This is a genomic window from Polynucleobacter sp. MWH-CaK5 (genome assembly GCF_018687615.1).
Classification (GTDB): Bacteria; Pseudomonadota; Gammaproteobacteria; order Burkholderiales; family Burkholderiaceae; genus Polynucleobacter.
Genome location: NZ_CP061299.1, coordinates 58,313 through 77,008, shown reverse-complemented (window position 1 = coordinate 77,008; position 18,696 = coordinate 58,313). Strand labels below are relative to the sequence as shown.

Here is an 18,696-nt window from a genome sequence, read left to right as displayed (position 1 = left end):
ATTAACGCAAACCGGCGATGTAATCTGACACGGCTTTAATTTCAGCATCTGACATTCTAGAGGCAATTCCAGTCATCTGCACGCTGTTCTTACGCTCACCTTGACGGTATGCAACCAACTGAGCTTCCGTGTATTCAGCCCACTGACCTGATAGGCGTGGATACTGTGATGGAATACCTGCACCATTCGGTGCATGACAAGCTGCGCAGGCAGGCACTTGCTTAGAAGCAATACCGCCACGGTAAATCTTTTGACCTAATTCAATGCTGGCCTTGTTTTTAGCAGTACCCAAACCAGGTGTTTGCTTTTCCAAATAGGCAGCAACGTTGATCATGTCTTCCTCTGTCATCATTCCAGCAAAAGCAGACATGATGGCATTAGGACGCTCTTTTCCAGCCTTGTAATCTTTTAGCTGTTTCACTGTATAAGCAGCATGCTGACCAGCTAACTTAGGATAGGTGCCACCACCACTGACTCCGTTAGGGCCATGGCAACCCATACAAGCGGCAAGACCACGCTTGGCATCACCGGCGTTGTACAAAGCCTCACCCTTTGCGATATCAGCCTTTGCTGGGCCAGCTGGCGCTGCAGCAGGTTCAGCTGCAAATGAAGGATTGACCAAAGATAAACCTAGGGCAATCACCAAAGTTTTTAATGTGACGGAAAATGTTTGACGCATTGTGCTCTCACCTGTGTGTATATGATGCGAAGATTATTAAATCTTTATTTTTAACTAAACAACCAATTAACAGCGTTAGATTTTACAATAGGTCTAACTCTTAAACATCTATGTCGACCCTACATCAAGCACAATTTCTAGTAACCATTAACCACTTGGTTGATTTGCCCACTTGGGAGATCCCCGAGGTGGCTTTTGCCGGTCGTTCAAATGCTGGAAAGTCGACTGCAATTAACGTACTTTGCCAGCAAAATCGCCTTGCTTTTGCTAGTAAAACACCAGGAAGAACGCAACATATCAACTTTTTCGGTATTTTAACGAAAGATAAGACCAATTTAGCGAATTTAGTTGATTTACCAGGTTACGGCTATGCCCAGGTTGACCTCAAAACAAAGAGTCATTGGAATAATCTGCTTTCCAGCTATTTGCAAACCAGACCGAACTTAAAAGGCATGGTTTTGATCATGGATTCTCGCCGTGGCATGACTGATTTAGACCAGCAAATGATTGAATGGTTCAGCCCAACGGGTCGCCCAATTCATGTTTTATTAACAAAATGCGACAAATTGAATCAATCAGAGAGCCGTTTGGCCCTTAAAAAACTTCAAGAAAAGCTCAAAGAACTTAACCCGCATGGACCATACACAGTTCAGCTATTCTCAAGCACCAAAAGAATTGGCCTGGTTGAAGCTGACGCTATGGTTTCAAATTGGTTGGGCATCGAAGCATCTGCAGCCCATACCAGCAATGAAAATCGGATTTCTAAAAATCTAAAACCCCAACTTTCTTCATAAGGTTTTATATGCAACTATTTCATCGTCCACGTCGCTTACGCAAAACAGATTGGTCACGTCGCTTAGTTCAAGAAAATCAACTGTCATCTAATGATTTTATTTATCCAGTTTTCTTGCTTGATGGCAGTGGTCGAGAAGAAACTGTTTCATCCATGCCGGGCGTTAGTCGCTTATCTCTTGATAAGTTGATGGTAGTTGCTGAAGATTGCGTCAAGCTTGGCATTCCAGTAATGGCCTTGTTTCCAGTGATCAGAGCAGAACTCAAAACTCCAGATGGCAAAGAAGCTTTCAATCCCAATGGATTGATTCCACAGGCGATCAAAGAACTCAAAAAACAATTCCCCAATCTTGGCATCATGACGGATATTGCTCTTGATCCATACACCAGCCATGGTCAAGACGGCATCATCGATGCTGATGGCTATGTTCTCAATGATCCAACAGTTGACGCATTGATCAAACAAGCATTGACACATGCGCAAGCAGGCGCAGACATCGTCGCGCCATCTGACATGATGGATGGTCGCATTGGTGCTATCAGAGACTCTCTTGAGGCTCATGGGTTTATTCACACTCAAATCATGGCCTACTCTGCAAAATACGCTTCAGCTTTTTACGGCCCATTCAGAGATGCAGTTGGCTCTGCCGGCAATTTAGGCAAGAGCGATAAGAAAAATTATCAAATGGATCCAGCCAACTCTGATGAAGCAATCAGAGAGGTCGCTCTTGATATTGAAGAGGGTGCTGACATGGTGATGGTCAAACCTGGCATGCCTTACTTAGACATCGTTAGAAGAGTCAAAGAAGAGCTTGGCTACCCAACATTTGCTTATCAGGTGAGTGGCGAATACGCAATGATCAAAGCTGCAGCACAAAATGGCTGGATCAATGAAGAGGCAGTAATGATGGAATCTTTGTTGGCATTTAAGCGTGCTGGTGCGGATGGCATTCTGACTTACTTCGCCAGAGATGCAGCAAGACTTTTAAACGCCAACAAGTAATTAGATCACTGGCTAGATTTATTGCAGGCGCTCTAAGAAGCGCTCTGCTTTCATAAATCCAATCACTCTCCTGCTTATCTTTTCTTCGCCATTTGCGTCAAAAAACAAAATAGCAGGCGGCCCAAACAAAGCATATTGTTTCAATATGCGCTGATGGTCCACAGTATTTTTTGTGACATCTACTTGAATCAACAAATAAGCACCCAGCGCTGCTTTAACTTTCTCATCACTGAAAGTCAGCAATTCCATCTCTTTACAAGTCACACACCAGTCTGCATAGAAATCAAGCAAGACAGGTTGCCCTTTTTGTTTCGCCTGATTTAATAAGGCATCTAGCTGTGCAGTATTCGCAACCCGCTGGAACACAATGCCCGACTCCAATCGATGCATGGTTTCGTTACTTGATGACTTAGAGCTTGTGAAAATTGGTGACGCAACCCAAACTGCCAATCCAATCAAAAGAACACCAAAAATTCTTTGCACCACCGTCATCCAAGCACCGGCCCTTGGAATGATACCCTTAGCACCAATTGCAAACAGCATCAGTGGCAAGCCCATGCCTAAGGCCATCACAAACAATAAAACTCCTCCCATTGGGATTGAACCTGTTTGCGCAATGAACGCCAAAACACCCGCCAATGGTGCCGTGACGCAAGGACTTGCAATCAATGTTGAAATGGCGCCCAACATGAATGCCCCAACCACACTTCCGCCCTCTTGCTTTCCAGCAATGCGATCAATTTTGTTGTGTAGCGACTGGGGTAAACGTAACTCATAGAAACCAAACAAGCTCGCTGCCAGGGCCAACAACATCAATGCAAATACGCTCAAGACCCATGGGTTTTGCAACCACGCTTGAATATTCGCGCCAAGCGCAGCTGTGATCATGCCAGCCACGCTGTACATGATTGCCATGCCCAGCACATAAGACATGGCTAGCACTGATGATCTCAACTTCGATACATCACGATGTTGATTAGTCTTTGAGCCAAATATCACACTCGACATGATTGGCAACATTGGTAGCACGCAGGGCGTTAAAGCCATTGCAAGCCCCAAGATAAAGAATGATCCCAACAAAATGATTGGGGAAATATTTTGCAACATGCCCGTTAACAATCCAGCATCATCTCTAGCTGACCATAGATCTGATAAGCCTAGTTGCTTCGTCGTATTTTGTGCACCCGATTCAGCCTCAGCGCCCTCCTCATATAAAACGCCATTTACTACTGACTGCAAACCTGACAGAGTGAACCTTAATTCCATCGGCGGATAACAAATTCCTTTATCAGCACAGCCCTGCAACTCCATGCTGAGAATCATTCCTGAAGCATCTTTGTTATTAATCAAAGGAAGCAGTATGCTGAAATCCTTTGGGTAGGTTTCTAGTTCTTTACCAAAGTTTTCATCGAATTTAATTTTGCCTTGCGGTAATTGCGAAGGACCCAGCGATAGATCACCATTATTTTTTACCAGCTTGAACTTGATTGATTCACGGTAGATGTAATAACCCTTCGCAGGTTTTACATTCAAAACAATTTCATCCTTAGACTGATATTCGGCACTGACCTGAAAGGCTTGCTCTGGCGCAAGAAAATTTTGCGCCTGCGCAGTGATTGCACTAAACATTAATGCAAAAGAAATTAGTAAATTTTTAATCATTTTTGTTAGTTATCTGGGCATTCAACCAATCAGCATAATCTGAATCGACCTCATCGACCTTGATACAAATAATTTCAGGGACATCATAAGGGTGGTTTTGCTTCAGCAGGCTCATCAAGGCCTGCTTGCCTGATTCATTTGTTTTGAAATGAACCGGGTATTCAGTTGCTGTTTCTATTTGACCTTGCCAGCGATAAGTAGAGGTGCACACTGACTGTATTTGTGCGCAGGCAGCCATATTTTTTTCTGTGGCTAGGTTGGCCAATTTATTGGCATCCTCTTGCTTAGCAACCGTTGTAATGATCAGGTAAATTGAATCCATCACCCATTATCTTCCAAACAAAAAAGCCTGGCAAAACCAGGCTTTTTTATTGAACAGCGAGCTTTATTCTGCTGCTGGTGCTTCAGTGACTTCTGGGCGATCCAAAAGCTCAACCAAAGCCATAGGTGCATTGTCACCCACGCGGAAGCCGAACTTCAAAATACGCAAATAGCCGCCTGGACGTGTAGCAAAGCGTGGGCCCAACTCTGTGAAGAGTTTGGTAACCATTTCACGATCGCGCAAACGATCAAATGCTAAACGGCGGTTAGCCAAGTTGTCTTTTTTGCCTAAAGTAATTAGCGGCTCAACTACACGACGCAACTCTTTAGCTTTTGGCAAAGTTGTTTTAATAACCTCGTGCTGCAACAATGAATTAGACATGTTGCGCAACATCGCTAAACGATGTGAGGATGTACGATTTAATTTACGAAGTCCGTTTCCGTGACGCATGGTGGCTCTTCCTTTCTATTATTTCTCAAGACCTGCAGGAGGCCAGTTATCTAGCTTCATGCCCAAGGTCAGACCGCGAGCGGCCAAGACATCTTTAATTTCATTCAATGATTTGCGGCCAAGATTTGGAGTCTTTAACAACTCGTTCTCAGTGCGTTGAATGAGGTCACCGATGTAGTAAATGTTTTCAGCTTTTAAGCAATTTGCAGAGCGAACTGTTAATTCAAGATCATCAACAGGTCTCATCAACATTGGGTCAACAGCTGGTGAACGGCTTGGAGCCAAGTCGCCGGCAGCTTGTGTACCTTCAAGTTGTGCAAATACTACTAACTGATCAACCAAGATGCTAGCTGACTGACGAATTGCTTCTTCAGGTGTTAATACACCGTTCGTTTCAATTGTCATGACCAAGCGATCTAAGTCTGTGCGTTGCTCAACACGAGCTGATTCAACGGCGTAGCTAACACGACGAACTGGACTGAATGAAGCATCTAGAACAATGCTACCAATCGTCTTTGAAGATTCGTCTTGATATTTACGAACGTTGCCAGGAACATAGCCACGTCCTTTTTCAATCTTGATTTGCATATCTAACTTACCGTTTGCAGATAAGTGTGCGATCACGTGATCAGGATTGATGATTTCAACATCGTGAGGCAATTCAATGTCTTTTGCCAAAACAACGCCTGCGCCTTCTTTGCGCAAGTTGATGGTTACTTCATCACGCTGTTCTAATTTAAAAACAATGCCTTTGAGGTTCAATAATAGGTTAACAACGTCTTCTTGCACGCCATCAATTGTTGAGTACTCATGAACTACGCCAGCAATGCTGACTTCTGTTGGAGCACAACCTACCATAGACGACAAAAGCACACGACGCAAGGCATTACCCAAGGTATGGCCATAACCGCGTTCAAACGGTTCCATAACTACTTTCGCTTGGTTTTCTGCAAGCGCTTCAACGGAAATAATTTTCGGCTTCAGCAGTGTGTTTTGCATATATTTATTCCTTAAGAGGGCGACACATTAACGTGAGTAAAGTTCGACGATCAAGCTTTCATTGATATCGCCACCGATGTCTTCACGATCAGGGGCTTGCTTGAATGTGCCTTCTAATTTAGTAGCGTCTACGTTCACCCAGCTAACATCAGCTGACTGAGCAACAAGACCTAAAGACTCTTGAATACGAGTTTGTTTTTTAGCTTTTTCACGAATTGCAATAACGTCACCTGGACGAACTTGCATTGAAGGAATGTTTGCAACATTACCATTCAACAAAATTGCTTTGTGAGAAACCAATTGACGTGCTTCGGCGCGTGTTGAGCCAAAACCCATGCGGTATACGACGTTGTCTAAACGTGACTCCAACAACATCAACAAGTTTTCACCTGTGTTGCCTTTGCGACGCTCAGCTTCAGCGAAATAACGGCGGAACTGACGCTCCAAAACACCGTAAATACGCTTAACTTTTTGCTTTTCACGTAATTGATTACCGTAGTCAGATGTACGCGCACCAGATGTGCGGCCATGTTGACCTGGCTTAGTGTCAAGCTTGCATTTGTCTGATAAAGAGCGACGTGTGCTCTTTAGAAATAAGTCGGTACCTTCCCGACGTGATAGTTTGGCTTTAGGGCCTATGTAACGTGCCACGATTCATCCTTTCTTTGCCTTCAGTTAATAACTGAGGGTGAGTCCATTCTTTACAAGCAATGGACGGTGGGCTTGATTAAAAAAATTAGATACGACGACGCTTTGGAGGACGGCAGCCATTGTGTGGAACTGGCGTAACGTCCTGGATTTCCGTGATTTTGATGCCAAGAGCATTCAAAGCACGAACAGCAGATTCGCGACCAGGACCTGGGCCCTTGATCTCAACTGCCAAGTTCTTGATACCGCACTCGATCGCTGCGCGGCCAGCAACTTCAGCTGCTACCTGTGCGGCAAACGGTGTCGATTTACGAGAACCTTTAAAACCTTGGCCACCTGATGTAGCCCATGACAACGCATTGCCTTGGCGATCAGTGATAGTCACGATAGTGTTATTGAATGATGCGTGAACGTGCGCAATGCCGTCAGCAATATTCTTTTTAACTTTTTTACGGGCGCGAGCCGCGTTGTTTTGTTGTGGTTTTGCCATTGTCAGCTCTTCCTAATTATTTCTTAAGTGCAATACCGGCCTTACGAGGGCCTTTGCGTGTACGAGCATTAGTGCGTGTGCGTTGACCGCGCATTGGCAAGCCTTTGCGATGACGCAGACCACGGTAGCAACCTAAGTCCATTAGGCGCTTGATGTTCATTGTCACTTCACGACGCAAGTCACCTTCAACAGTGAACCTGCCTACCTCTTCACGAAGTTTTTCTAAATCAGCATCGTTTAGGTCTTTAACTTTTTTGTCGATTGCAACACCAGAAGCTTCGCAAATCTTGCGAGCCAATGAATTGCCAATACCAAAAATAGCCGTTAAACCAATAACGGTGTGTTGATGATTTGGGATGTTTACCCCTGCGATACGTGCCATGTAACGTTCCTCTTTTTTGAGACGGCTTCTTATTAACCCTGACGCTGCTTGTGACGAGCATCTGATGAACAGATCACTCGGACCACGCGCTTGCGTTTAATAATCTTGCAGTTGCGGCAGATACACTTTACAGATGCCAAAACTTTCATAATTAACCTCTTCTATACAATTAGTTACTACTTCGCGCGGAACACAATTCGCGCTTTTGACAAGTCGTATGGAGTAAGCTCCACCGTCACTTTGTCGCCAGGAAGAATGCGGATATAGTGCATACGCATTTTTCCTGAGATATGTCCCAACACCACATGTCCGTTTTCTAACTTCACACGAAACATGGCATTAGGCAAGTTTTCAACAATCTCGCCAGCCATTTGTATGACATCATCTTTTGCCATATAGCTTACGAGTTACCCATTTTGAAGTTAGCCTTCTTCAATAGTGAATCATATTGCTGCTGCATCATGTATGACTGAACTTGGGCCATGAAGTCCATTGTCACAACCACGATGATTAGAAGTGATGTTCCACCGAAGTAAAACGGCACATTCCAACGTAACACCAAAAACTCTGGCAACAAACAAACCAAAACCATGTAAGCAGCACCGATCAACGTCAAGCGCGTCAAAATCTTATCAACGTAACGCGCGGTCTGATCGCCAGGACGAATACCTGGAACAAAAGCGCCACTCTTCTTAAGGTTGTCTGCTGTATCTCTGCTGTTAAACACCATTGCTGTGTAGAAGAAGCAGAAGAAAATAATCGCTAATGCATACATCAAAATATAAACTGGCTGACCTGGTGACAAAGTTGCCGCCAAATCTTTAATAAATAAAGTCACAGAGCTTGTTGTCTCACCTGCTGTGAACCAACCTGCAATTGTTGCCGGGAACAAAATAATTGATGAAGCAAAAATTGGAGGAATAACGCCTGCCATGTTTAACTTCAATGGCAAATGAGAAGCTTGGCCACCGTATACCTTGTTACCAACTTGACGTTTGGCATAGTTAACCAATACACGACGCTGACCACGCTCTACAAACACCACAAAATAAGTTACGGCGATAACGATTGCAACAATCAAAATAGCTGATAGTGCGCTCATTGAACCAGTTCTTACCAATTCAAACAAACCACCAAGTGCGCCAGGCAAACCAGCTGCAATACCGCCGAAAATGATGATTGAAATACCGTTACCCAAACCACGCTCAGTGATTTGCTCACCTAACCACATCAAGAACATTGTTCCTGTCACAAGTGTGATCACAGTATTCATACGGAATGTAAAGCCTGGATCAATCACCAATCCTGCTTGCGCTTCTAATGCAATCGCAATACCAAGCGCTTGGAAAGATGCCAACACCAAAGTTGCATAACGTGTGTACTGCGTGATTTTTCTTTGTCCTGCTTGACCATCTTTTTTCATTGCCTCCAATGTTGGAAGAACGATGGTCAATAACTGCATGATGATCGATGCAGAAATGTACGGCATGATTCCAAGTGCAAACACCGTGAATCTAGAAAGTGCTCCGCCTGAGAACAGGTTGAACATTCCAAGAATTCCACCACTTTGGCTATCAAACAATTGAGCCAATTGGTCAGGATCAATACCTGGCACTGGAATATGCGCGCCAATGCGGTAAACCACCAATGCCAAAACCAAGAAAATCAAGCGACGACGTAAGTCGGCGAACTTGCTTCCTGATTTCATGCTTGCGAGGTTTGGAGATGCAATGGCCATTAAGGATTAACTCTTAAGCTGCTTCAACAAATTTGCCACCAGCGGCTTCAACAGCAGCTTTAGCACCGGCAGTAGCTAAAATGCCACGCACTGTGATTGCCATTGATAACTCACCAGTTTTAATGATTTTTACACTCTTAGTTAAGCCAGATACCAAGCCACTCTTTTTAAGAGTTACTAGATCAATCTCAGCCAAACCAAGCTTTTGCAAATCAGTTAATGTCACTTGACCGTCAAACTGTTTGCTCAAAGATACGAAACCACGTTTTGGCAAGCGACGATACAAAGGCATTTGACCGCCTTCGAAGCCAACTTTGTGGAAACCACCTGAACGAGATTTTTGACCTTTGTGTCCACGGCCAGCAGTTTTACCTAAGCCTGAGCCAATACCACGACCCACACGACGCTTAGCGTGCTTAGCACCTTCTGCAGGTTTAATTTTATTGAGTTCCATATCTATCCCTAAGTATTACTTGATGACTTTAACCAAGTAAGACACTTTGTTAATCATGCCGCGAACTGCTGGCGTATCTTGCAACTCAGAAACAGAATTCACGCGACGCAAGCCTAAGCCACGTACTGTTGCGCGATGATCTTCACGAGTAGCAATAAGACTACGTACTAATTGAATTTTTACTGTGCTCATATATTTTTCCTGGCGATTAACCTAGGATCTCCTCTACAGATTTACCGCGCTTTGCAGCGATTTCTGAAGGAGTGCTCATTTTGCGTAAGCCATCCAAAGTTGCACGAACCATGTTGTATGGGTTTGTTGAACCAAGTGATTTTGCAACCACGTTCGTGATACCCATCACATCAAATACCGCACGCATTGGGCCACCAGCAATAACACCAGTACCGTCTTTAGCTGGAGAGATCAAAACGCGTGACGCGCCATGCTGACCAACTACTGTGTGCTGCAATGTGCCGCTGCGTAAAGAAACCTTGAACATCTTGCGACGTGCTTCGTCCATTGCTTTTTGTACAGCTACTGGCACTTCTTTTGACTTGCCCTTACCCATACCAATGCCGCCATCACCATCACCAACCACTGTTAGTGCAGCAAAACCGAGAATACGACCACCTTTAACAACTTTGGTCACTCGGTTGATAGCGATCATCTTTTCGCGTAGACCATCATCACGCTCTTCAGATTGAACTTTATTTTGCATCTTTGCCATATTATTTCCTTGAGCCTTCGCGATCAGAACTTAAGGCCGGCTTCACGCGCAGCCTCTGCCAACGCTTTCACGCGGCCATGGTAACGGAAACCAGCACGGTCAAACGCTACCTCTGTAACGCCTGCCTTGATGGCACGTTCAGCAATAGTTTTGCCAACATGCTGAGCTGCAGCACTGTTACCACCATTACCGTTCAATGCTTTTTTGATATCTGCTTCCATAGTTGAAGCAGCTGCAAGAACTTTGGTGCCATCTGCGCTGTAAAGCTGAGCAACGATATGCTGGTTAGAACGATAAATCGTCAAACGATGAGCCAATTGTTCCGCAATTCTGATGCGGGTTTGGCGTGCGCGGCGAACTCGTGTTTCATTTTTGTTCATATCTAACCCCGATTACTTCTTCTTGGTTTCTTTGAGGCGAACCACTTCATCAACATAACGTACACCCTTGCCTTTGTATGGCTCTGGTGGACGGTATGCGCGAACTTCTGCGGCTACCTGGCCAACTTGCTGCTTGTTGGCGCCTTTAATAATGATCTCAGTTTGTGATGGAGTTTCTGCCTTAACACCTGCTGGCAAATCATGAATCACATCATGTGAGAAACCTAATTGCAATTTCAATGCGTTACCCTGAACAGAAGCACGGTAACCAACGCCCACCAAGCTAAGCTTGCGCTCAAAACCTGTTGTTACGCCTTTAACCATGTTGCTCACCAAGGCACGTGTTGTGCCTGACAAAGCATTTGATTCTGCAGACTCATCGTTACAAACGACTTGAAGAACGCCATCTTTCTGTTGCAAACCAACGAGTGGGTGCAATGTGTGTGACAACGTACCCAATGGGCCTTTAACTGTTACTTGATTTGCAGCAATCTGCACATCCGCGCCTTTTGGCAACTCAATAGGGCTTTTACCGACTCTTGACATCTTCGTTCTCCCTATTAAGCTACGTAGCAGATGACTTCGCCACCCACGCCAATAGCGCGAGCTTTACGATCTGTCATCACGCCTTGTGGCGTAGAAATGATTGCAACACCTAGACCGTCCAAAACCTTTGGAATGTCATGGCGACCTTTGTAGATACGCAAACCAGGTGTTGATACGCGTTGAATGCGCTCAATAACTGGACGGCCTGCGTAGTACTTTAGGCTGATATTTAATACAGGTTTAGCCGCTTCTCCAGCAATTTCAAAGCTGTCGATATAACCTTCGTCTTTTAGAACGTTGGCAATCGCTACCTTGAGCTTGGAAGAAGGCATGGCGACGTTTGTCTTCTGTACCGCTTGCGCGTTACGGATTCTCGTCAGCATGTCGGCGATTGGATCGCTGATACTCATGTGTTCTCCTAATCTTTCGCCGCTTACCAGCTGGCCTTGGTTACACCAGGGATCTCGCCACGGAAGGCGATTTCACGGATTTTGCTACGGGCCAAGCCGAACTTGCGGAACGTGCCGCGAGGACGGCCAGTTAATGCACAGCGATTACGCTGGCGAGTTGGACTTGCGTTACGTGGAAGCTGTTGCAACTTCAAACGAGCTTCATAACGTTCTTCTTCGCTCTTAGAGACGTCATCAATAATCGCTTTTAACTCTGCACGCTTAGCGGCATACTTTGCGACAGTCTTGGTGCGCTTCTTTTCGCGTTCAATCAATGCTAATTTAGCCACGATGACCTCTTAATTGCGGAATGGGAATTTAAACGCTGCTAACAAAGCTTTTGCTTCGTCATCAGTTTTAGCAGTAGTGGTAATGCTGATATTTAATCCACGTAGTGAGTCGATTTTGTCGTACTCGATTTCCGGGAAAATGATCTGCTCTTTAACACCAATGTTGTAGTTACCGCGACCGTCAAATGCCTTACCAGAGATACCGCGGAAATCGCGCACACGTGGCAATGCAACTGTAATAAAACGATCTAGGAATTCATACATTGTTTGACCACGCAAAGTCACCATTGCACCAATTGGGTAGCCTTGACGGATTTTGAAACCCGCAATAGCTTTACGCGCTTTAGTTACAACAGGCTTTTGTCCAGCGATCTTTGTTAGATCACCAACAGCGTGTTCAATAATTTTCTTATCATTCACCGCTTCGCCCAAGCCCATGTTCAATGTGATCTTGGTGATGCGCGGCACTTCCATAACAGACTTGTAACCGAATTTCTTCATCAAATCGGCTGCAACTTTTTCTTTATAGAAGCTGTGTAAACGTGTTGACATATTTAGTTATCCTCGTCTTAGGCAGCGATTACAGCGCCAGTTGTCTTGAGGTAGCGAACCTTCTTGCCGTCAGCCACTTTGATGCCAACGCGTGATGGTTTGCCGTTTGCGTCAACCAATGCAACGTTAGATGCTTGGATTGGCATAGTCTTATCAACTACACCACCTGTTGCACCAGTCGCTGGGTTTGGTTTAACGTTTTTCTTGTACACATTAACGCCATCAACGAGTAATTTACCCTCGAGGATTTCAGTCACTGTGCCTTTTTTTCCTTTGTCACGACCAGTAATAACTACTACTTGATCGCCTTTACGAATCTTGTTCATATCGACCCCTTAAATAACTTCTGGCGCGAGAGAAACGATTTTCATGAAGCGTTCAGTACGCAATTCGCGTGTTACTGGCCCGAAAATACGTGTACCAATTGGCTCTAGTTTTGCGTTAAGCAAAACAGCCGCATTGGAATCAAATTTGATTAGTGAACCGTCTGGACGACGTACACCCTTGGCAGTGCGAACCACCACGGCGTTATAAATATCACCTTTTTTAACACGACCACGCGGAGCGGCGTCTTTAACCGTCACTTTAATAATGTCACCAATGCTGGCGTAACGGCGTTTTGAACCACCGAGCACCTTGATGCACAATACTTCGCGGGCACCGGTGTTATCGGCAACCTCTAGTCTGCTTTCAGTTTGAATCATCTTTTTATCCCCAACTTGAGCGCCATAGGCAATCAGTCTTGGTTCCGTTGAGGGACCTCAATCTTTCGACCAAAATCCCGGATTAATACTTCTGAATCAATTACTTTCCAGCATACGTCGCTGGAAAGCCCTCTACTATAACAGGCCTGAACTATCGTTGCAAGCCCGTTTTGTTAGTTTTTAAGCTGCTTTCGCCGCTTCAACCAATTTTGTTACAACCCATGACTTGCTGCGTGAGATTGGCTTTGACTCTGATATCTCAACCATATCACCGTCTTTGTACTGGTTTGTTTCATCGTGAGCATGGTATTTCTTTGATTTAGCAACATATTTGCCATACAAAGGATGCTTTACACGACGCTCAACCAATACAGTCACAGTTTTTTGCATTTTGTCGCTCACTACGCGACCGATCAAGGTGCGGCGCAATGATTTTTTTGTAGTTTCAGTCATTATTTGCTCGCTTTCTGGGCAATAACAGTTTTTACACGAGCGATGTCGCGCTTTACTTTGCCGAGTTGGCTAGTATCTGAAAGTTGCTGAGTGCCCTTTTGCATGCGCAATTTAAATTGGGCCTTGAGCAATTCAGATAGCTCTTGGTTTAAAGATTTAACGTCTTTGGCGTTCAAATCGGAAGCTTTCATTTTGTCCCGTCCAAATTAGGCGCCAAGCTGGCGCACAACAAATGTAGTTTGAATTGGCAACTTAGCAGCAGCAAGTCTAAAAGCCTCGCGCGCCAATACTTCGTCAACACCATCCATCTCGTATAAAACTTTACCTGGTTGGATTTCAGCTACGTAGTACTCTGGGTTACCCTTACCGTTACCCATACGAACTTCTGCAGGCTTCTGAGAAATTGGCTTGTCTGGGAAAATGCGGATCCAAATACGACCGCCACGTTTAATGTGACGAGTCATCGCACGACGTGCAGACTCAATTTGACGAGCTGTCAATCGACCACGACCAACTGCTTTCAAACCAAAGTCACCGAATGCTACGCTGCTACCACGAGTGGCAACACCAGTATTACGGCCTTTTTGTTCCTTACGGTACTTACGACGTTTTGGTTGCAACATAATTATTCTCCAGCCTTCTCAGCAGGCTTAGTTACTTTGCGCACGCGTTTTACTGCTGGCTTAGCATCAGCTGCTGGCTTATCACCGTCTTCTTTAGCTTTACGTGGTGCACGTGTGCTAGGACGACGAGTCTTTTTCTCTTGATCTGCTTCAGGTGCTGCAGGTGCAACTGCGTTTACATCAACGCGACCCAATGTGTCACCTTTGTAAACCCAAACCTTCACACCAATGATGCCGTATGTTGTTTCTGCTTCTGATGTTGCGTAATCAATATCAGCCTTCAATGTATGAAGAGGCACACGACCTTCACGGTACCATTCTGTACGAGCAATTTCAGCACCGTTCAAACGGCCAGCACTCATGATCTTGATACCTTGAGCGCCTAAGCGCATTGCGCTTTGCATTGCACGCTTCATCGCGCGACGGAACATGATACGTTTTTCAAGCTGTTGTGTGATTGAATCAGCGATTAACTGAGCATCAACTTCAGGCTTGCGAATTTCTTCGATATTGACGTGAACTGGCACACCCATGCGCTTTTGCAACTCTTTGCGCAACACTTCGATGTCTTCGCCTTTTTTGCCAATAACAACACCTGGACGTGAGCTATAGATAGTGATCTTTGCGTTCTTTGCAGGACGCTCAATGATCACTTTGCTCACTGATGCATTTTTCAACTTCTTCTTAAGGTAGCTACGAACTTCAACGTCTTCTTGCAACATTTTTGCAAAGTCGTTGCTGTTAGCGTACCAGCGTGAAGTCCAGTTACGGCTTACCGAGAGACGAAATCCGGTTGGATGTATTTTCTGACCCATGTCTCTTCCTTAGTTGCTCAAAGTCACAGTGATGTGACAAGTTTGTTTTTCAATCTTGTTGCCGCGACCCTTAGCACGAGCAGTAAAACGCTTGAGCGATGTGGCCTTATCAACAGTGACTGTCTTCACTTTCAACTCATCAATATCAGCACCTGAATTGTGCTCCGCGTTAGCGATAGCAGATTCAACTACTTTCTTCATGATGAATGCAGCTTTTTTAGGGCTGAATGTGAGAATATTTAGCGCGCGAGCAATTGGCAATCCACGAATTTGGTCAGCGACCAAACGTGTTTTTTGCGCTGAAATGCGGGCGCTGCGGTGAATAGCTTTAGATTCCATCATCGTCCTCTTACTTCTTCGCTTTCTTATCTGCCGCGTGACCTTTGAAGGTGCGCGTTAGGGCAAACTCACCCAATTTATGTCCAACCATGTTTTCAGTGATGTACACAGGTACATGCTGACGACCATTGTGGACGGCAATTGTGAGACCAATGAAGTCTGGAAGAATGGTCGAACGGCGTGACCATGTCTTGATGGGCTTCTTATCTTTGTTGGCTACTGCAGTTTCAACCTTTTTAACAAGGGTTACTTCGCAGAATGGGCCTTTTTTAGCTGAGCGCGTCATGTCTATTTCCTTATTCTATTAGCGCTTTTGACGACGTTGAGCAATCATGCTTGTCGTACGCTTATTGCGACGTGTTCTGTAACCCTTCGTTGGCGTGCCCCATGGAGATACTGGAACACGACCTTCGCCTGTACGACCTTCACCACCACCATGTGGGTGATCGACTGGGTTCATTGCAACACCGCGAACTGTTGGACGAATACCGCGCCAGCGATTTGCACCAGCTTTACCGATTTGACGTAGGCTGTGTTCTTCATTACCTACTTCACCAATCGTTGCACGACATTCAATGTGTACACGACGTACTTCGCCAGAGCGCAAACGCACTTGACCGTACACGCCTTCACGAGCCAAAAGCACTGCTGAACCACCAGCAGTACGAACCATTTGAGCACCTTTACCTGGCAACATTTCCACGCAGTGGATCGTGCTACCAACAGGAATATTTCTCAATGGCAAGTTGTTACCAACTTTGATTGGGGCCTCTGAACCGCTCATGATTGCCTGACCAACCACTGCACCCTTAGGAGCAATGATGTAACGGCGCTCACCATCTGCAAATAGCAACAAGGCTAAGTTTGCAGTACGGTTTGGATCGTATTCTAAGCGTTCAATTTTCGCTGGAATACCATCTTTGTCATTACGCTTAAAGTCAACAACACGATAGTGATGCTTATGACCACCGCCCTTATGGCGTGTCGTGATGTGACCGTTATTGTTACGACCTGATTTTTGATGTTGTGGCTCTAACAAACCTGCAAAAGGTTTACCCTTGTGCAAATCTGGATTTACCACTTTCACCATGGAACGACGTCCAGGTGAAGTCGGTTTAGTCTTCATTAAAGGCATGATTAATTTGCCTCCGCTTCAAAATTAATTTCTTGACCAGGCTTCAAACAAACATAAGCCTTCTTGGTGTGATTGCGGCGACCTTCAAAACGGCCAAAGCGCTTTGCTTTACCTTTTTGATTAACCACCTGAACAGACTCCACCTCTACTTTGAATAACAATTCAACAGCAGCTTTGATTTCTAATTTGTTTGCATCGCGCATCACTTGGAAAACCACTTGTTCATTCTTATCTGCAACCATTGTTGCTTTTTCAGAAATCACTGGGCCAACCAATACTTGCATCAAGCGATGATCATTTTTACGTGTAGCGATCATTTGAGCATCTCCTCAATTTGAGCAACTGCAGATTTCAAGATCAACACTTTTTGGAAGTGAATTAATGAAAGTGGATCCGCATGCTGCGCTTCAACTACGCCAACTTTATGCAAGTTACGTGAAGCCAAGTACAAGTTTTCATCAACCTTGTCGGCGATGATCAATACTGACTCCAAGCCCATTGCTTTAACTTTTTCAGCCAACAACTTAGTCTTAGGCGCTTCAACTGAGAAACTCTCAACGATGTTTAAGCGACCTTCGCGTGCCAACTGAGACAAGATTGAACGCATACCTGCGCGATACATCTTCTTGTTAACTTTGTGTGAAAAGTTTTCTTCAGGTGAGTTAGGGAATATACGACCACCCCCGCGCCACAATGGTGAAGATGACATACCAGCACGAGCACGGCCTGTGCCTTTTTGGCGCCATGGCTTCTTCGTTGTATGTTTAACTTGTTCACGGTCTTTTTGAGCACGATTACCACTGCGAGCGTTGGCTTGATATGCAACAACGATCTGGTGAATCAATGCTTCGTTATATTCACGCTCGAAAACTTCTGGTGAAGCAGAAACGCCTGCGCCCAGTTTTCCGTCAGCTTGTAGGAGCTTTAATTCCATGTGCGGGCCCCTTATTTAGCAGCAGCAGTTTTCACTGCTGGTGTGATGATGACTTTGCCGCCGCGAGAACCTGGAACTGCACCTTTGATCAAGAGCAATTTGCGTTCTGCATCGATACGAGCAACTTCAAGATTTTGAACTGTGCGTGTCACGTCACCCAAGTGGCCTGTCATGCGCTTACCTGGGAAAACACGACCTGGGTCCTGGGCCATACCGATTGAGCCAGGAACGTTGTGTGAACGTGAGTTACCGTGTGAAGCACGACCTGAAGCGAAGTGATAACGCTTGATGGTACCGGCGTAACCCTTACCAATCGTGGTACCTTGCACGTCAACTTTTTGACCAACGGCAAATGTATCAAGACCAATAATGTCGCCAACCTTAAGCTCACCAGCTTTAGCTGCGTCAATACGGAATTCATTAAGTGCGCTACCTGCCAATACACCTGCTTTTGCATAGTGACCAGCTTGAGGTTTTACAACGCGTGAAGCACGGCGAGTTCCAAATGCCAACTGTACAGCTGTATAGCCGTCAGTTTCCTCGGTTTTAACTTGCGCAATGCGGTTATCGCTTACGTCGATAACTGTGACCGGCACAGCATCACCCTCTTCTGTGAAGAGGCGGGTCATGCCGACCTTACGGCCGATTAAGCCTAGGCTCATATCATTACTCCAATGCCGACTACGATTGGTCAGCGGAAATTTATATAAATATTACTTTTTTACTACTTTTTCCAGATATTTCTGGAAAGCCGACTATTGTAGCGCCTTTTTTTGGGCCCTGCAATAGCCTTTTTTGCTTACTGAAGCTTAATTTCTACGTCTACACCAGCTGGAAGATCCAACTTCATCAACGCATCAACAGTTTTTTCAGTAGGATCAACGATATCCATCAAACGCAAATGTGTGCGGATCTCTAATTGATCACGTGAAGTCTTGTTAACGTGTGGTGAACGTAGGATGTCAAAACGCTCAATACGTGTTGGCAAAGGTACTGGACCCTTAACAACCGCACCAGTGCGCTTGGCTGTGTCAACGATTTCAGCAGCTGACTGATCGATCAAACGATAGTCAAAAGCTTTTAATCTAATACGAATTTTCTGATTTTGCATTTTTTATCCTAAAGAGCAG

At 45.1% G+C, this 18,696-nt stretch carries 34 protein-coding genes; 2 read left to right on the top strand and 32 right to left on the bottom strand.

Features of this window, described 5'->3' with window-relative positions:
- Nucleotide 1 precedes the first annotated feature (1 nt).
- Nucleotides 2-679, bottom strand: coding sequence for a cytochrome c (locus GQ367_RS00450; RefSeq protein WP_215290597.1), 678 nt, complete (start codon nucleotides 677-679; stop codon nucleotides 2-4).
- 110 nt (nucleotides 680-789) lie between these two features.
- Between GQ367_RS00450 and yihA the strand changes: the two genes are divergently transcribed.
- On the top strand, nucleotides 790-1,473 hold the full coding sequence (gene yihA / locus GQ367_RS00445) for a ribosome biogenesis GTP-binding protein YihA/YsxC (protein ID WP_089515015.1): 684 nt from the start codon (nucleotides 790-792) through the stop codon (nucleotides 1,471-1,473).
- Between the two features lie 8 nt (nucleotides 1,474-1,481).
- Complete coding sequence (gene hemB, locus GQ367_RS00440; RefSeq protein WP_215290596.1) at nucleotides 1,482-2,474, top strand: porphobilinogen synthase; 993 nt, start codon at nucleotides 1,482-1,484, stop codon at nucleotides 2,472-2,474.
- Between the two features lie 18 nt (nucleotides 2,475-2,492).
- Here the strand turns inward: hemB and dsbD are convergent, their stop codons facing one another.
- The 31 genes from dsbD to rpsJ form a co-directional block, all read right to left on the bottom strand.
- Nucleotides 2,493-4,103: a protein-disulfide reductase DsbD gene (dsbD, locus tag GQ367_RS00435; RefSeq protein ID WP_251370167.1), complete on the bottom strand. Its 1,611-nt coding sequence runs from the start codon at nucleotides 4,101-4,103 to the stop codon at nucleotides 2,493-2,495.
- A 25-nt stretch (nucleotides 4,104-4,128) separates the two neighbouring features.
- Nucleotides 4,129-4,458, bottom strand: coding sequence for a divalent-cation tolerance protein CutA (gene cutA, locus GQ367_RS00430; RefSeq protein WP_215290594.1), 330 nt, complete (start codon nucleotides 4,456-4,458; stop codon nucleotides 4,129-4,131).
- Nucleotides 4,459-4,521: 63 nt separating this feature from the next.
- A complete protein-coding gene (gene rplQ / locus GQ367_RS00425; RefSeq protein ID WP_089515011.1) occupies nucleotides 4,522-4,908 on the bottom strand; it encodes a 50S ribosomal protein L17 in 387 nt (128 codons plus the stop codon).
- Between the two features lie 18 nt (nucleotides 4,909-4,926).
- Nucleotides 4,927-5,907 (bottom strand): DNA-directed RNA polymerase subunit alpha, encoded by a 981-nt coding sequence (gene rpoA, locus GQ367_RS00420; RefSeq protein ID WP_089515010.1) that lies wholly within the window; start codon nucleotides 5,905-5,907, stop codon nucleotides 4,927-4,929.
- 27 nt (nucleotides 5,908-5,934) lie between these two features.
- Entirely contained in the window at nucleotides 5,935-6,558 is a 624-nt protein-coding gene (rpsD, locus tag GQ367_RS00415; protein ID WP_089515009.1) for a 30S ribosomal protein S4, read from the bottom strand.
- Nucleotides 6,559-6,643: 85 nt separating this feature from the next.
- Nucleotides 6,644-7,045 carry a 30S ribosomal protein S11 gene (rpsK, locus tag GQ367_RS00410; RefSeq protein WP_088812711.1) on the bottom strand — a complete coding sequence of 134 codons (402 nt, stop codon included), beginning with the start codon at nucleotides 7,043-7,045 and terminating at the stop codon, nucleotides 6,644-6,646.
- 16 nt (nucleotides 7,046-7,061) lie between these two features.
- Nucleotides 7,062-7,427, bottom strand: a complete 366-nt coding sequence (gene rpsM / locus GQ367_RS00405) for a 30S ribosomal protein S13 (protein WP_215290593.1) — start codon at nucleotides 7,425-7,427, stop codon at nucleotides 7,062-7,064.
- A gap of 32 nt (nucleotides 7,428-7,459) precedes the next feature.
- Nucleotides 7,460-7,576 (bottom strand): 50S ribosomal protein L36, encoded by a 117-nt coding sequence (gene rpmJ, locus GQ367_RS00400; RefSeq protein ID WP_012357167.1) that lies wholly within the window; start codon nucleotides 7,574-7,576, stop codon nucleotides 7,460-7,462.
- Between the two features lie 27 nt (nucleotides 7,577-7,603).
- Complete coding sequence (infA, locus tag GQ367_RS00395; RefSeq protein ID WP_088812713.1) at nucleotides 7,604-7,822, bottom strand: translation initiation factor IF-1; 219 nt, start codon at nucleotides 7,820-7,822, stop codon at nucleotides 7,604-7,606.
- Between the two features lie 5 nt (nucleotides 7,823-7,827).
- Nucleotides 7,828-9,165, bottom strand: coding sequence for a preprotein translocase subunit SecY (gene secY, locus GQ367_RS00390; protein WP_215290592.1), 1,338 nt, complete (start codon nucleotides 9,163-9,165; stop codon nucleotides 7,828-7,830).
- Between the two features lie 13 nt (nucleotides 9,166-9,178).
- The gene (gene rplO / locus GQ367_RS00385) at nucleotides 9,179-9,619 is read right to left on the bottom strand and encodes a 50S ribosomal protein L15 (protein ID WP_215290591.1); all 441 of its coding nucleotides are present in this window, start codon (nucleotides 9,617-9,619) and stop codon (nucleotides 9,179-9,181) included.
- 15 nt (nucleotides 9,620-9,634) lie between these two features.
- On the bottom strand, nucleotides 9,635-9,811 hold the full coding sequence (rpmD, locus tag GQ367_RS00380; protein WP_088812716.1) for a 50S ribosomal protein L30: 177 nt from the start codon (nucleotides 9,809-9,811) through the stop codon (nucleotides 9,635-9,637).
- Between the two features lie 16 nt (nucleotides 9,812-9,827).
- Nucleotides 9,828-10,346: a 30S ribosomal protein S5 gene (gene rpsE, locus GQ367_RS00375; protein WP_089515005.1), complete on the bottom strand. Its 519-nt coding sequence runs from the start codon at nucleotides 10,344-10,346 to the stop codon at nucleotides 9,828-9,830.
- 23 nt (nucleotides 10,347-10,369) lie between these two features.
- Complete coding sequence (rplR, locus tag GQ367_RS00370; protein WP_089515004.1) at nucleotides 10,370-10,726, bottom strand: 50S ribosomal protein L18; 357 nt, start codon at nucleotides 10,724-10,726, stop codon at nucleotides 10,370-10,372.
- Nucleotides 10,727-10,738: 12 nt separating this feature from the next.
- Complete coding sequence (gene rplF, locus GQ367_RS00365) at nucleotides 10,739-11,272, bottom strand: 50S ribosomal protein L6 (RefSeq protein ID WP_089515003.1); 534 nt, start codon at nucleotides 11,270-11,272, stop codon at nucleotides 10,739-10,741.
- Nucleotides 11,273-11,286: 14 nt separating this feature from the next.
- Complete coding sequence (rpsH, locus tag GQ367_RS00360; protein WP_089515002.1) at nucleotides 11,287-11,682, bottom strand: 30S ribosomal protein S8; 396 nt, start codon at nucleotides 11,680-11,682, stop codon at nucleotides 11,287-11,289.
- Between the two features lie 23 nt (nucleotides 11,683-11,705).
- The gene (rpsN, locus tag GQ367_RS00355) at nucleotides 11,706-12,011 is read right to left on the bottom strand and encodes a 30S ribosomal protein S14 (protein WP_089515001.1); all 306 of its coding nucleotides are present in this window, start codon (nucleotides 12,009-12,011) and stop codon (nucleotides 11,706-11,708) included.
- 9 nt (nucleotides 12,012-12,020) lie between these two features.
- A complete protein-coding gene (rplE, locus tag GQ367_RS00350; protein ID WP_215290590.1) occupies nucleotides 12,021-12,563 on the bottom strand; it encodes a 50S ribosomal protein L5 in 543 nt (180 codons plus the stop codon).
- A gap of 17 nt (nucleotides 12,564-12,580) precedes the next feature.
- A complete protein-coding gene (rplX, locus tag GQ367_RS00345; RefSeq protein ID WP_215290589.1) occupies nucleotides 12,581-12,889 on the bottom strand; it encodes a 50S ribosomal protein L24 in 309 nt (102 codons plus the stop codon).
- A 9-nt stretch (nucleotides 12,890-12,898) separates the two neighbouring features.
- Nucleotides 12,899-13,267, bottom strand: coding sequence for a 50S ribosomal protein L14 (rplN, locus tag GQ367_RS00340; protein ID WP_088812724.1), 369 nt, complete (start codon nucleotides 13,265-13,267; stop codon nucleotides 12,899-12,901).
- Between the two features lie 180 nt (nucleotides 13,268-13,447).
- Nucleotides 13,448-13,720, bottom strand: a complete 273-nt coding sequence (rpsQ, locus tag GQ367_RS00335) for a 30S ribosomal protein S17 (RefSeq protein ID WP_215290588.1) — start codon at nucleotides 13,718-13,720, stop codon at nucleotides 13,448-13,450.
- Nucleotides 13,720-13,911: a 50S ribosomal protein L29 gene (gene rpmC, locus GQ367_RS00330; RefSeq protein ID WP_089514997.1), complete on the bottom strand. Its 192-nt coding sequence runs from the start codon at nucleotides 13,909-13,911 to the stop codon at nucleotides 13,720-13,722. Before rpmC ends, rpsQ begins: the two co-directional genes overlap by 1 nt.
- A gap of 15 nt (nucleotides 13,912-13,926) precedes the next feature.
- The gene (rplP, locus tag GQ367_RS00325; protein WP_215290587.1) at nucleotides 13,927-14,343 is read right to left on the bottom strand and encodes a 50S ribosomal protein L16; all 417 of its coding nucleotides are present in this window, start codon (nucleotides 14,341-14,343) and stop codon (nucleotides 13,927-13,929) included.
- Between the two features lie 2 nt (nucleotides 14,344-14,345).
- On the bottom strand, nucleotides 14,346-15,158 hold the full coding sequence (rpsC, locus tag GQ367_RS00320; protein ID WP_215290586.1) for a 30S ribosomal protein S3: 813 nt from the start codon (nucleotides 15,156-15,158) through the stop codon (nucleotides 14,346-14,348).
- A 9-nt stretch (nucleotides 15,159-15,167) separates the two neighbouring features.
- Complete coding sequence (rplV, locus tag GQ367_RS00315; RefSeq protein WP_089514994.1) at nucleotides 15,168-15,497, bottom strand: 50S ribosomal protein L22; 330 nt, start codon at nucleotides 15,495-15,497, stop codon at nucleotides 15,168-15,170.
- A gap of 10 nt (nucleotides 15,498-15,507) precedes the next feature.
- On the bottom strand, nucleotides 15,508-15,783 hold the full coding sequence (gene rpsS, locus GQ367_RS00310) for a 30S ribosomal protein S19 (protein ID WP_088812730.1): 276 nt from the start codon (nucleotides 15,781-15,783) through the stop codon (nucleotides 15,508-15,510).
- A gap of 18 nt (nucleotides 15,784-15,801) precedes the next feature.
- Entirely contained in the window at nucleotides 15,802-16,632 is an 831-nt protein-coding gene (rplB, locus tag GQ367_RS00305; RefSeq protein ID WP_089514993.1) for a 50S ribosomal protein L2, read from the bottom strand.
- A 2-nt stretch (nucleotides 16,633-16,634) separates the two neighbouring features.
- Complete coding sequence (rplW, locus tag GQ367_RS00300; RefSeq protein ID WP_215290585.1) at nucleotides 16,635-16,949, bottom strand: 50S ribosomal protein L23; 315 nt, start codon at nucleotides 16,947-16,949, stop codon at nucleotides 16,635-16,637.
- Nucleotides 16,946-17,566, bottom strand: a complete 621-nt coding sequence (rplD, locus tag GQ367_RS00295; protein WP_215290584.1) for a 50S ribosomal protein L4 — start codon at nucleotides 17,564-17,566, stop codon at nucleotides 16,946-16,948. Before rplD ends, rplW begins: the two co-directional genes overlap by 4 nt.
- A gap of 11 nt (nucleotides 17,567-17,577) precedes the next feature.
- Nucleotides 17,578-18,228, bottom strand: coding sequence for a 50S ribosomal protein L3 (gene rplC, locus GQ367_RS00290; RefSeq protein ID WP_215290583.1), 651 nt, complete (start codon nucleotides 18,226-18,228; stop codon nucleotides 17,578-17,580).
- A gap of 137 nt (nucleotides 18,229-18,365) precedes the next feature.
- Entirely contained in the window at nucleotides 18,366-18,677 is a 312-nt protein-coding gene (gene rpsJ / locus GQ367_RS00285) for a 30S ribosomal protein S10 (protein WP_011901899.1), read from the bottom strand.
- Nucleotides 18,678-18,696: the final 19 nt, after the last annotated feature.